This window comes from Streptomyces cupreus, from assembly GCF_014257025.1.
In the GTDB taxonomy this organism is placed as follows: domain Bacteria; phylum Actinomycetota; class Actinomycetes; order Streptomycetales; family Streptomycetaceae; genus Streptomyces; species Streptomyces cupreus.
Window position 1 is genome coordinate 200,647 of sequence record NZ_JACMSF010000007.1, and the last position, 12,217, is coordinate 212,863.

At 71.2% G+C, this 12,217-nt stretch carries 12 protein-coding genes; 6 read left to right on the forward strand and 6 right to left on the reverse strand.

Features of this window, described 5'->3' with window-relative positions:
• Positions 1–33: 33 nt before the first annotated feature.
• Together H4N64_RS09540 and H4N64_RS09545 are read left to right on the forward strand one after the other, a co-directional pair.
• Positions 34–2,187, forward strand: a complete 2,154-nt coding sequence (locus H4N64_RS09540) for a carbon starvation CstA family protein (protein WP_186281750.1) — start codon at positions 34–36, stop codon at positions 2,185–2,187.
• Entirely contained in the window at positions 2,184–2,375 is a 192-nt protein-coding gene (locus tag H4N64_RS09545; RefSeq protein WP_186281751.1) for a CstA-like transporter-associated (seleno)protein, read from the forward strand. The genes H4N64_RS09540 and H4N64_RS09545 overlap by 4 nt, the downstream gene beginning before the upstream one ends.
• 44 nt (positions 2,376–2,419) lie before the next feature.
• On the opposite strand, the gene H4N64_RS09550 is transcribed toward H4N64_RS09545, so the two are convergent.
• The 3 genes from H4N64_RS09550 to H4N64_RS09560 form a co-directional block, all read right to left on the reverse strand.
• A complete protein-coding gene (locus H4N64_RS09550) occupies positions 2,420–3,211 on the reverse strand; it encodes an SURF1 family cytochrome oxidase biogenesis protein (RefSeq protein ID WP_186281752.1) in 792 nt (263 codons plus the stop codon).
• A gap of 49 nt (positions 3,212–3,260) precedes the next feature.
• The gene (locus H4N64_RS09555; RefSeq protein ID WP_186281753.1) at positions 3,261–3,494 is read right to left on the reverse strand and encodes a hypothetical protein; all 234 of its coding nucleotides are present in this window, start codon (positions 3,492–3,494) and stop codon (positions 3,261–3,263) included.
• 79 nt (positions 3,495–3,573) lie between these two features.
• A complete protein-coding gene (locus H4N64_RS09560) occupies positions 3,574–4,560 on the reverse strand; it encodes a DEDDh family exonuclease (RefSeq protein WP_186281754.1) in 987 nt (328 codons plus the stop codon).
• 159 nt (positions 4,561–4,719) lie between these two features.
• Between H4N64_RS09560 and H4N64_RS09565 the strand changes: the two genes are divergently transcribed.
• The 4 genes from H4N64_RS09565 (at position 4,720) to H4N64_RS09580 (ending at position 8,132) form a co-directional block, all read left to right on the forward strand.
• Positions 4,720–5,430, forward strand: a complete 711-nt coding sequence (locus H4N64_RS09565; protein WP_186281755.1) for a VIT1/CCC1 transporter family protein — start codon at positions 4,720–4,722, stop codon at positions 5,428–5,430.
• A 106-nt stretch (positions 5,431–5,536) separates the two neighbouring features.
• Entirely contained in the window at positions 5,537–6,397 is an 861-nt protein-coding gene (locus tag H4N64_RS09570) for a sterol desaturase family protein (protein ID WP_186281756.1), read from the forward strand.
• Complete coding sequence (locus H4N64_RS09575) at positions 6,394–7,053, forward strand: lysoplasmalogenase (protein WP_336246671.1); 660 nt, start codon at positions 6,394–6,396, stop codon at positions 7,051–7,053. Before H4N64_RS09570 ends, H4N64_RS09575 begins: the two co-directional genes overlap by 4 nt.
• Before the next feature lie 35 nt (positions 7,054–7,088).
• The gene (locus H4N64_RS09580) at positions 7,089–8,132 is read left to right on the forward strand and encodes a zinc-dependent alcohol dehydrogenase family protein (protein WP_186281757.1); all 1,044 of its coding nucleotides are present in this window, start codon (positions 7,089–7,091) and stop codon (positions 8,130–8,132) included.
• Positions 8,133–8,148: 16 nt separating this feature from the next.
• Here H4N64_RS09580 and H4N64_RS09585 read toward each other — a convergent pair whose 3' ends face one another.
• The 3 genes from H4N64_RS09585 to H4N64_RS09595 all read right to left on the reverse strand — a co-directional run bounded on the left by H4N64_RS09585 (position 8,149) and on the right by H4N64_RS09595 (position 12,204).
• On the reverse strand, positions 8,149–9,150 hold the full coding sequence (locus H4N64_RS09585; protein ID WP_186281758.1) for a CopD family protein: 1,002 nt from the start codon (positions 9,148–9,150) through the stop codon (positions 8,149–8,151).
• A 100-nt stretch (positions 9,151–9,250) separates the two neighbouring features.
• Positions 9,251–10,600, reverse strand: coding sequence for a CoA transferase (locus tag H4N64_RS09590; RefSeq protein ID WP_186281759.1), 1,350 nt, complete (start codon positions 10,598–10,600; stop codon positions 9,251–9,253).
• Positions 10,601–10,707: 107 nt separating this feature from the next.
• Complete coding sequence (locus tag H4N64_RS09595) at positions 10,708–12,204, reverse strand: S8 family peptidase (RefSeq protein ID WP_186281760.1); 1,497 nt, start codon at positions 12,202–12,204, stop codon at positions 10,708–10,710.
• Positions 12,205–12,217 lie beyond the last annotated feature (13 nt).

The following is a 12,217-nucleotide window of genomic DNA, read 5'->3' on the forward strand; positions in this document are numbered from 1 at the left end:
TTTCCTCACACCTGCTTCAGCTCAGGAGCCGCCATGCCCGCATCAGCCATGCCCGAATCCGGCAGCAAGGCGCCGGAAAAATCACGAATGTCGCCTAAGTCGGTGGCGATATGGACCACCGTAGCCCTGGCCGGTGCCCTCGGCTGGGCCGTGCTGGCCCTGTCCCGGGGCGAGGAGATCTCGGCCGTCTGGCTGGTCGTGGCGGCCCTCGGCTCGTATGCGATCGCCTACCGCTTCTACTCCCGCTTCCTCGCCCGGCGCGTCCTCCAGGTCGACGACACCCGCGCCACTCCGGCCGAACGTCTTGAGGACGGCGTCGACTACCACCCGACCGACAAGCGGGTGCTGTTCGGCCACCACTTCGCGGCCATCGCCGGTGCCGGCCCGCTGGTCGGCCCGGTCCTGGCCGCCCAGATGGGCTATCTCCCCGGCACGATCTGGATCGTCGCGGGCGTGATCTTCGCGGGAGCGGTGCAGGACATGATCGTCCTGTTCCTCTCCATGCGCCGGGACGGAAAGAGCCTCGGCCAGATGGCCCGGGACGAGATCGGCAAGGTGGGCGGGGCGGCCGCGCTGATCGGCGTCTTCGCGATCATGATCATCCTGCTCGCGGTCCTCGCGATGGTCGTCGTCAACGCCCTCGCGGAGTCCGCGTGGGGCACCTTCTCGGTCACCATGACCATCCCGATCGCCCTGTTCATGGGCTTCTACATGCGCTACCTGCGGCCCGGCCGGGTGGTGGAGACCAGCCTCATCGGCGTGGCCCTGCTGCTGCTCGCCATCCTCGGCGGCGGCTGGATCCAGGACTCCTCGCTCGCGGAGTACTTCGTCTGGAGCCCGGAGACCCTGGTCTTCTGCCTGGTGGGCTACGGCTTCGTCGCCTCAGTGCTCCCGGTGTGGATGCTGCTGGCCCCGCGCGACTACCTCTCCACCTTCATGAAGGTCGGCACCATCGCCCTGATGGCCGTCGGCGTGGTGATCGCCGCCCCGAACCTCAAGGCCGAGTCGGTGACCGACTTCGCCTCCACCGGCGCCGGACCGGTCTTCGCCGGATCCCTCTTCCCCTTCCTGTTCATCACCATCGCCTGCGGCGCGCTGTCCGGCTTCCACGCCCTGGTCTCCTCCGGCACCACGCCGAAGCTGATCCAGAAGGAGTCCCAGGTCCGCATGATCGGCTACGGCTCCATGCTCACGGAGTCCTTCGTCGCCGTCATGGCTCTGATCGCGGCCTGCGTCCTTGAACCGGGCCTGTTCTACGCCATGAACTCCCCGGCCGCGCTGCTCGGCCCGACCGTGGACACCGCCTCCGAGGCCGTGAAGAACCTCGGTTTCACCATCACCCCGGACCAGCTCACCGCGGCCGCCAAGGCGGTCGAGGAGGAGACGCTGGTCGGCCGCTCCGGCGGGGCGCCCACGCTGGCGGTCGGTATGTCGGAGATCTTCGCCGGGGTGTTCGGCGGAGCCGGGATGAAGGCGTTCTGGTACCACTTCGCGATCATGTTCGAGGCGCTGTTCATCCTCACCACGGTGGACGCCGGCACCCGGGTCGGCCGCTTCATGCTCCAGGACATGCTCGGCAACGTCTGGAAGCCGATCGGCCGCGTCACCTGGAAGCCGGGCATCTGGATCACCAGCGCCCTGGTCGTCGGCGCCTGGGGCTACTTCCTCTACGCCGGTGTCACCGACCCCCTGGGCGGCATCAAGCAGCTCTTCCCGCTGTTCGGTATCGCCAACCAGTTGCTGGCCGCTGTGGCCCTGGCCGTCACCACCACCGTGCTGATCAAGTCCGGCAAGCTGCGCTGGGCCTGGGTCACCGGCATCCCCCTGGCCTGGGACGTGGCCGTCACGTTCACCGCGGGCTGGCAGAAGATCTTCTCGGACAACCCGGCGATCGGCTTCTTCGCCCTGCGCGACAAGTACGCGCAGGCCATCGAGGACGGTCAACTGCTGCCGGGCGCCACGGACATGGACGACATGCACACCATCGTGCTCAACAACACGGTCGACGGCGTGATCATGGCGATCTTCCTGCTGCTGGTCCTCACGGTCCTGGTCAACTGCGCGGTGGTGTGCGTGCGAGCGGTACGCGCCGCGGGGCCGCTGCCGACGACGGAGGTGCCGTACATCGAGTCCCGCATCGACGTACCGGAGCAGCCCGCCGAGCCGCTGGTGGGGGCGCGCTCATGAGGACCGTCAGGAAGGCGCTGAGCGCGGTGCGCTGGTACGCGCGCGAGCTGACCGGAGAGGCGGAGTACGACCGCTACTGCGAGAGCCACCGCCGGCACCACCCTTACGCTCCCGTGCCGACCAGGCGGGAGTACGAGGTGCTGCGCACCCGGCGCCGGGAGGAGCAGCCGGAGGGCCGCTGCTGCTGACACCGCACGGTGCTGTATCGACAGCGGCTCCGCCCCGTCGCGCGCTATACCGGGGCCGGAGCCGCCTCGGTCTCCTCCGATGCGGCCGCCTGCGCCTGGTCCCGGGCCTCCCGGCGGGCCAGGACGAACCAGCCGATCGGGACGCCCGCGGCGAACAGCCACCACTGGATGGCGTACGCGTAGTTCAGCGCGGCGTCCTCCTTGCCGGGCCTGCCGAGCTGCTGCGGGGTGTCGCCCTTCGGGGCCGGGCCGGTCTGCGCGAGGTAGCCGCCGAGCACCTGTGCGTCGAGGCGCCGCGCCTCCTGCTCGCTGTTGATCAGCATGATCTGGCGGTCGGGCAGGCCCTGGAGGTTCTTGATGCCGCTCGCCTCGGTCGTCTCGTCGGGCATCAGCCGGCCGGTGACGGTGAGCTCACCGCTGGGGGGCGCGGGGACCTTGGGGAACGCGGTCTGGCTGGCGCGGTCTGCGGGGATCCAGCCGCGGTTGACCAGCAGCACCTTGCCGTCGTTCAGCACGAACGGGGTGAGGACGTGGTAGCCGACCTCGTCGTCGGCGTTGGTACGGCGGCGGACGACGACCTCGTCGTCGGTGTCGAAGTGCCCCTTGGCGGTGACGGTGCGGTACCGCTCGTTCGTGGTGACGGTGTGCCCGGGGGCGGTGAGTCGCTCGACGGGTACCGGCTTCGCGGACAGCGAGTCGGAGACCAGCTGGTTACGGGCGGTGCGCTCGTCGTAGCGGTGCATCTGCCAGATGCCCAGCCTGATCATCGTGGGGATGAGCAGCAGGGCGACCAGCGTGAGGATCACCCACTGCCGGGACAACAGGAAGCGGTACACCCCACGACCGTACAACTCGGTCGTGGGGTGTGTTCAGGCGGGTACCGGGTCACACCTTGTCGACGATTCCCACCTTTCCCTCCGCACGGGCGCAGTGGGCACCGCAGTACCAGTGGCCCTCGACCTCGACGCCCTGTCCGATGATCTGGACGCGGCAGTGCTCGCAGATGGGGGCCATGCGATGGATCGCACAGGCGAAGCAGTCGAAGACGTGCACAGCGCCCTGCGCGCGAATCTCGAAGCTCATCCCGTAGTCATTGCCGCAAACTTCGCATCTCGCCATGCGCCACAGGGTGGGCCGTCGGGGAGGCGCGAGCGAGCGGGTGCCGGGCGAGTCGCACGGCAATCACCCATCCGTACGGTCACTGCTCGGGCGCCGGCTCCACGTCCCCGAGCAGTTGCCCGAACGCCGCCTCGTCCACGACCGGGGTGCCGTACTGCCGTGCCTTGACCACTTTTGACGTGCCCGAATCCGGGTCGTTGGTGACGAGCAGGCTGGTCAGCCGGGAGATGCTGGTGGCGACATGCAGCCCGGCCCCGATCGCCCGGTCCTCCAGGAGGTCCCGCTCGATGGAGGTGTCGCCGGAGAAGGCGATCCGCATGCCCTGCTTCAGTCTTTTGCCCTCTTCGTACCGACCTGGGTTGGGGTAGGGGCAGGCGGGTCTTTTGCGGGCGGGCCGCCAACTGGTCGGCCGGTAGCCGCCGTAGCTTCCCTGCTGCCGAGGCACGGCCGCCCGGTCCGTCCACTCGGTCAGCGGCCGGCACTCGTGCAGCGGCAGCCGTACGCCGCCCTCGGCCGCGGCCTTCAGGCTCGGCCGGAACGCCTCCGCCAGCACGCGCGCGTCGTCCAGCGCGTGGTGCGCGCGCTGCTGGACGACGCCGAAGTGCGCGGCCAGCGACTCCAGCTTGTGGTTGGGCAGCGGCAGGCCCAGCTCCTTGGAGAGCGCGATGGTGCACAGCCGCTGCCGCACCGGCGCCTCGCGCTCGGCGCGCGCGTACTCCCGGGCGATCATCTGCCAGTCGAAGACGGCGTTGTGCGCCACGAGCACGCGGTCCGCCAGGCGCGCGGAGAACTCCTCCGCGATGTCCGGGAAGAGGGGCGCGCTCTCCAGCACGTCGCTCGTCAGACCGTGGATCCACACCGGGCCCGGGTCGCGCTCCGGATTGACCAGCGTGTACCAGTGGTCCTCGACCTCGCCGCGCGCGTCCAGCCGGTAGACGGCCGCCGAGATTATCCGGTCGTCCCGGGCCAGTCCGGTGGTCTCCACGTCAACGACCGCGTATCCCTTCGGATACGCGGCCGGCCACGCTGTGGGGGAGGACGCCGCGGGCGTACGGTCTTCGAGCATGGTCACTGAGGATACGGGCCGGGACTGACAGTCCCGTCCCCTGGCCCTGGCTCACCACTCCGTCAGGTGTCCTGTCGCGCCCGTCCGTTCGAGTGTCGGCCCGGGAGCGCGTCAAGTTCCTTCCGGCGCAGGGGCGTCCGCGGTGCGATCCTCCGGGATATGACGGAACCCGCCCATGACGAGGCCCACGGCGGCTCGCTCGGAGAACGGCTGAACTGGCTGCGAGCGGCGGTGCTGGGCGCGAACGACGGCATCGTGTCCACCGCGGGCCTCGTCGTCGGCGTCGCGGGCGCCACGGACGACCGTGCGGCACTGCTGACGGCGGGTCTGGCCGGCCTGCTCGCCGGTTCGATGTCGATGGCGGCGGGCGAGTACGTCTCCGTCTCCACCCAGCGCGACTCGGAGAAGGCCGCCCTGGCCGTGGAGAGACGGGAGTTGCGCGAACAGCCGGAGGCGGAACTGGAGGAACTGACCGAACTCCTCGAAGGCCGCGGCCTGTCCCGCGAGGTGGCCCGAGAGGCCGCGGAACAGCTCACCGCGCGGGACGCCCTCAAAGCGCACGCACGCGTGGAGCTCGGCATCGACCCCGAGCGGCTGACCAACCCCTGGCACGCGGCCTGGGCCAGCTTCCTCGCCTTCACGGCGGGGGCGCTGCTGCCGTTGCTGGCGATCGTCCTGCCTCCGTCCACGGCCCGCGTCCCCGTCACGGTCGCCTCGGTCCTGGCAGCCCTGGCCCTCACGGGCTGGAGCAGCGCCCGCCTGGGCGCCGCGGCCCCCGGGCGGGCGGTACTGCGCAATGTGGGCGGCGGCGCGCTGGCGATGGGGGTCACGTATGCGGTGGGGTCGTTGCTGGGGGCGGCGGGCGTTTAGTGGGCTCCGGTTGGCGGAGATCGCCAACAAGTAAGCGCGTACCGCCGGTAATACTTGTGAGTAACAACGTCTAGCCCTGGTCGACCAGCGGTTCTACCGTGCCAGCATGCCGAACCTGCCCGATGTCGTGCTGTGGTCGATACCCGCCTTTGTGCTGCTCACCGTCGTCGAGATGATCAGTGTCCGTCTCCATCCCGACGAGGAGGCGGCGGGGTACGAGACGAAGGACGCCGCGACCAGCCTCGGCATGGGGCTCGGCAGTCTGTTCTTCGACTTCCTGTGGAAGATCCCCATCGTCGCGATCTACACGGCGATCTACGAGCTGACGCCGCTGCGGGTGCCGGTCCTGTTGTGGACGGTCCCCCTGATGCTGCTCGCGCAGGACTTCTTCTACTACTGGTCCCATCGCGGGCATCACGTCGTCCGCATCCTGTGGGCCTGCCACGTCGTGCACCACTCCAGCCGGAAGTTCAACCTCACCACCGCGCTGCGCCAGCCCTGGACCTCCCTGACCGTCTGGCCGTTCTACGTCCCCCTCGTCGCCTGCGGTGTGCACCCGGCCGCGCTCGCCTTCTGCTCCTCGGCGAACCTCGTCTACCAGTTCTGGATCCACACCGAGCGCATCGACAAGATGCCCCGGTGGTTCGAGTTCGTGTTCAACACGCCCTCCCACCACCGCGTCCACCACGCCTCTCAGGGCGGCTACCTCGACCGCAACTTCGGCGGCATCCTCATCGTCTGGGACCGGCTGTTCCGTTCCTTCGTCGCCGAGACCGAGCGTCCCGTCTTCGGGCTGACCAAGAACATCGACACCTACAACCCGGTGAAGGTCGCCACCCACGAGTACGTCTCCATCGCCAAGGACCTGAAGGCGGCCCGGAGTTGGCGGGACCGGGCCGGGCACCTCCTCCGCGGGCCCGGCTGGCAGCCCGCCCCGGAACCGGCGCGGGAGAGCGTGTCGGCGTGAGACCCCTTCTCCTGGCGGCCTTCGGGCTGACCGCCCTCGTCGACCTCGGCTCCCTCGCCGCCGGCTACGACCCCGGGCACCTCGTCGCCAAGCCGCTGCTGATGCCGCTGCTCGCCGGGTACGCGGCCCTGTCCGGGGCGCCCCGGCTGCTGGTCGCCGCCCTGCTGTTCGGCTGGGGCGGCGACGTCCTGCTGCTGTCCGACGCCGAGCCCGCCTTCCTCGCCGGCATGGGCTCCTTCGCGGCCGGGCACGTCTGCTACCTGGTGCTGTTCAGGGCACGCGGGACCCACCAGCCGTTCCTGCTCGCCGGGTACGGCGTCGCCCTGACCACCACCGTCGCCTCGCTCTGGCCCGACCTCCCGGCCGACCTGCGCGTCCCGGTCGCCGGCTACAGCCTGCTGCTCACCGCCATGGCGTACCGGGCGGGGAGCCGGTTCGGACTGGTCACCGGGCTCGGTGGCGGGCTCTTCATGCTCTCCGACACCCTCATCGCGACCGGCGTCGCCAACTGGCCCCAGCCGCCCCGGCCCGACCTGTGGATCATGCTCACCTATATTGCGGCGCAGACTCTGCTCGTCACTGGCACACTCAGAGCCCTCGAAGCGCGCCCCTGTCCTGCGGCGACGTACGGTGAGGTGCGCTCGACCACCCCCTGAGCGCACCTCACGACACCGCAGGAGAAGACCTCGCCATGCGCGCCACCACCATCCACGCCCCGTTCGACATGCGAGTGGCGGACGTACCCGACCCGGTTGTCCAGCTGCCCACCGACGCCGTGGTCCGGGTGCTGCGCGCCTGCATCTGCGGCAGCGACCTGTGGGCCTACCGGGGCGAGGCGGAGCGGCAGCCCGGGCAGCGGATCGGGCACGAGTTCCTCGGCATCGTCGAGGAGACCGGCTCCGAGGTGTCCGGCGTCCGTACCGGCGACCTGGTCGTCGCGCCCTTCATGTGGTCCGACGGTGTCTGCGACTACTGCCGGGAGGGCCTGACCACCTCCTGCGAGCACGGCGGCTTCTGGGGCTCCGTCGGCCACGACGGCGGCCAGGGCGAGGCCGTGCGTGTGCCCTTCGCCGACGGCACCCTGGTCCGGCTGCCCAAGGAGGCCGCCTCCGACGAGCGGCTGCTGACCGCCCTGCTGACCCTGTCCGACGTGATGGGCACCGGCCACCACGCCGCTCTCGCCGCGGGGGCCCGCCCAGGCGCCACGGTCGCCGTCGTCGGCGACGGAGCCGTCGGCCTGTGCGCGGTGCTTGCCGCCAAGCGGCTCGGCGCCGAGCGGATCGTCGCGCTCGGCCGCCACCGGGTCCGCACCGACATCGCCCGCCGCTTCGGCGCCACCGACGTCGTCGCCGAGCGCGGCGAGGCCGCCGTCGAGGCCGTCCGCGAACTCACCCGCGGCCAGGGCGCGCACGCCGTCGTCGAGGCGGTCGGCACCGAGCAATCCATGCGCACGGCCGTGAACATCGCCCGGGACGGCGGCGGCATCGGCTTCGTCGGCGTGCCGCACGGCAGCGGCACCGGGCTCGACCTGGGCGTCATGTTCGACCGGAACATCGCCCTGCGCGGTGGTGTCGCGCCGGTCCGCGCCTACATCCCCGAGCTGCTGCCCGACGTCCTGGACGGCCGTATCGACCCCTCGCCGGTCTTCGACATGACCGTCGGCCTTGAGGGCGTCCCCGAGGGCTACAAGGCGATGGACGAGCGCGTGGCGCTCAAGGTGATGGTCACGGTCTGACCCGCCATCTGACGGCTCACCATCTGATCGGCAGCGGCAACGCGGTGAGCAGCCCCGACACCGCCACGACCAGCCCCAGCGCGAGGACCTCCACGCGCGCGGGGGCGCAGGCCGTGAGCGGATCGGCGGCCCTGCTCAGCCGGATCCGCGCCCACAGGGCGAGCGCGGCGACGGCGGCCACCAGCAGCACCTTGGCGAGCAGCACGCGCCCGTACGCCGTGTTCGTCAGCTGCTCCACGACCGTCTCCGGCGGCATATGGCGCAGCGAACTGCACACCCCGGTCGCCGTGATGGCGGCGAGCAGTACGGCCGCCACGCGCGCGTAGAGCCCCAACAGCGCCGCTCCGGTCGGCGGGCCGCCCCGCAGGCTCCGCAGGACGTGCAGCAGACCGCCCGCCCACAGTGCCGCACAGGCCAGGTGCACCAGCGTCAGTCCTGAGCCGATGAGCGGGGACTGCTCGGTCGTCGGATGCGCGCGCAGTGCCTCGGCGACGACGATCGCGGCGAGCGGCCAGAGCTGGGTGCCGGGCCGCCGCGAGAGCGCGCACAGCCCGGTCACGGCGAAGGCGTTGACCTCCAGCAGTGCGAGCTTTCCGTCGCGGGTGGCGTACAGGCCGCCGATGTCGAGGTCGGAGGGGCTGTCCGGCACCAGATTGCCGGTCGAGACGACGGAGGCCAGCCCCAGGGCGGCGAGGAAACCGGCGCCGGCCGCGTAGGGCGCCCAACTGCGGGGCGGGGCCGGGGGAGTGCCGGGTACGGAACGGGCAAGACGGTTCACGAACAGCTCGCCCACCGGGACGCACAGGGCCGCGAACAGCACCGTCCGCAGCAGCGCGATGCCGCCGGCGCCGGGCGCGGCGGCCTCCCCGGTGTCGTGCAGCGCGGCGGACGGTCCGAGCAGCGGGATCAGCGCCCCCAGCGCCACCAGCACGAGGACGGCGACGGCCCGGCCGGTACCGGTGCTCTGCCGGGGCCCGCTCGCGTCGGCCGCCCCCGACGTGGGTCTTGTCAAGGTCACCTCATGATCTTCACCAGTCGTCCCAGAACCGGGCAAGCACAGGAAAACAACTGGCGGTACGGCATTCCGCCCATGGGTACGTTTTCGGGCGCCCCGTAACTCATATCCAGCGCGCCGAATCGGTGCCCCAAGCCCCGGGCGGCCGCGCCCAGTCGCCGGGCCCGCCCGCGAAGGCCACCGGCGGCAGGGCGTAGCGCAGCTTCCCGAGGGCGCTGTCGGTCTCGGCGAGCCAGGGCCCGGGCCCGTCGTACGTCAGGTCCCCGGAACCGCGAGCCACGACCCCGTCCGTCAGCCACCGCGCCGTCCGCGCCAACGCCAACCGCACGACCCCGCCGTACCCTTCCCTCAGTCGCTCGGTCAGTGCCCGCAGGACGGCGGCCGCCAGTAGATACCCGGTGCCGTGGTCGAGGGCCTGCGCGGGGAGTGCCCCCGGCTGTTCCGGCGAGCCCTCCAGCATCGCGATCCCACTGGCCGCCTGCACCAGGCTGTCGAACCCGCGTCGGCCGCCCCACGGCCCGTACGCGCCCCACGCCGACAGTTGCGCCACGATCAGCCCGGGCCGCCGCTCCAGCAGCGCCTCGGGCGACAGCCCGAACCGGTCGAGGGCGCCGGGGCGGTACCCGGTGACGACCACGTCCGCCGACGCCAGCAACTCCTCGAAGGCGGCCCGGTCCCGCGCGAGGTCCAAGGCCGCCGACCGCTTCCCGAACCCCGTGTCGGCGTGCTGGTCGGGGAGTTCGGGGGAGCCCGGCGGGTCGACGCGCAGCACGTCCGCGCCCAGCAGGGCGAGGGTGCGGGTGGCGACGGGGCCCGCGATGACCCGGGTCAGATCGAGGACGCGCACACCGGCGGCGGGAGGAGCTCCGTCCAGCGGCGGAAGCACACGCGCGCGTGCCGTGCCGAGGCGCTCGCGCTCGACCAGCGGTCGCCCGGCCACGGCGACCGCCTGGGGATGCGCCGCCCACTCCTCGGGCGTACGCACCGCCACGGCGAGCCCTCCGGCCGCGTACACGGCCTCCTCGACCTCCAGGGCGGACCGCTCGGCGAGAGCCACATCGAGACAGTCCGCCGGACCGAGTGCCCTCAGCAACCGCTCCCGATGATGCGGATAGTTCGCATGTGTCCGCACCCACCCGTCCCCGGTCCGCCAGAACCGCGACAGCGGAGCGAAGGTCACCGGAGCGCGCCCGTCGATCAACAGATGCCGCTCACTCACGAACGCCGTGCCGACGGCCCCGTCGTCCACCCGCGCCTCCGGCACATCGGACCGCCCGGCGCGTGCAGCGCCCAGCTCAGCCGCGGCCAAGGCACACACACCCACACACGCGCGTGCCAACTCCCGTACCGGAAGCCGCCCCTGAAGGGCGCCCTCCCGAACCACGGTGGACACCCGCGCCACCAAGGCGGGGTCCCCGTCCAGGGCGGACCAGGCGTACTCGATGTCGGTCATGACTGCACTATGCAGTATTGACCGAATCAACCTGAGAAGCAGCCACCCACCAAAGCCGCAAAGGGGCCGGGGAACCGGTCCCCGACCCCTTCACGCGCGCGTGCCGGTTACTTCGTCACCGCGTCCAGCGCGTCCGCCGTGCCCCAGCCGTAGAAGCCGTTGAGGTTCTTCGAGCCCTCGCACACCGCGTCGACCTTGCCGTCGCCGTCGATGTCGTACGGGTCCGTGCACGGCGTGGCGTCGGCCTCGGCGTACAGGAGGGCCTTCACCAGGGCCGGAGGGGCCTTCGGGTGCGTCGACTTGATCAGGGCGGCGACGCCCGCGACATGCGGGGACGCCATCGACGTACCGGCCATGTAGCCCCAGCGGCCGCCGGGCAGCGTGCCCAGGATCAGACCGCTGGTGGCCGGCGGGGCCGGGGTCTGGAAGCGAGTCGAGTCGCCGCCGGGTGCGGCGATGTCGATCACGCCGAGACCGTGGTTGGAGAAGGACGACTTGATGCCCTTCGCCCCGGTCGCCGCCACCGTCACGACACCCGGCAACTGGGTCGGGACGTCAAGGCACTTGGACGGGTCGATCACCCGGTCCGACGGCGTGACGTCGTTCGGGGACACCGGGTCGGTGATCTCGTCGGCCGCGAGGTCGTAGTTCTCGTTGCCGGCCGCCGCGACGTTGACCGCGCCCTTCTTCTCCGCGTACCGGGAGGCCCGGGTGATGGCGTCGACGAGCGCCCTCTGGTCCGGGTCGTTCTTGCAGTTGAAGTACCAGGGGTCGGTGTAATAGCTGTTGTTCGTCACATCGACGCCGTGCTCGGCCGCCCACACGAAGCCGCACACCACGGCCTCCGTGTAGAAGTACCCGGCGGTCGTGGACACCTTGATGCCCGAGACCTTCACACCGGGCGCGACCCCGGTCATGCCGACGCCGTTCTTGGCGGCCGCGATCTCACCGGCCACGTGCGTGCCGTGCGCGCTCTCCGTCGGACCGGGCCGCCAGGCGCCGTCGGCGGTGTTCGGCTTGCCCGTCACACAGTTGACCGACGCATCGCGGTCGAAGTTGGGTGCGAGGTCGGGGTGGGTGTCGTCCACGCCGGTGTCGATCACCGCGACGGTGACGTCCCGGCTGCCCAGCGACTCCTCGTGCGCCTTGTCCGCCTTGATGGCGGGCAGGTCCCACTGGAGGGGTTGCAAGGGGTCCTGGCCCTCGGCCGCCTCGACGGCGGCGGCCTCGACGGCGCCGAGCACCTTCGGCGTGCCGACGTCCGTCGTCGACTGCGCGGGCAGCGGCGCGTTGCGGGTGTTTCCGGCCGAGGCCACCCCGGGCACCGTGCGCAGCGTCTTCGCGAAGTCGGGGTTCGCCGAGTGGACGACGATCACGCCGATCTGGTCGTACGAGGTCACCATCGTGCCGCCGGCCTCGGCGATGGCCCGCTCCACACGGGGTGAAGGGCCGTGCCCGTGCTGGACGTTGACGACATAGCTGAGCGAGGTCGCGTCCGCCTCGGCCGCCGACGACACGTTCGGCAGCAGGGCGAGCGCCGTCGCCATGGCCATCCCGGCGGGGACGGCCAGCGCACGGCGAGAGCGCGGGAAATGCGCTGTCATGGTGTCAGTCACT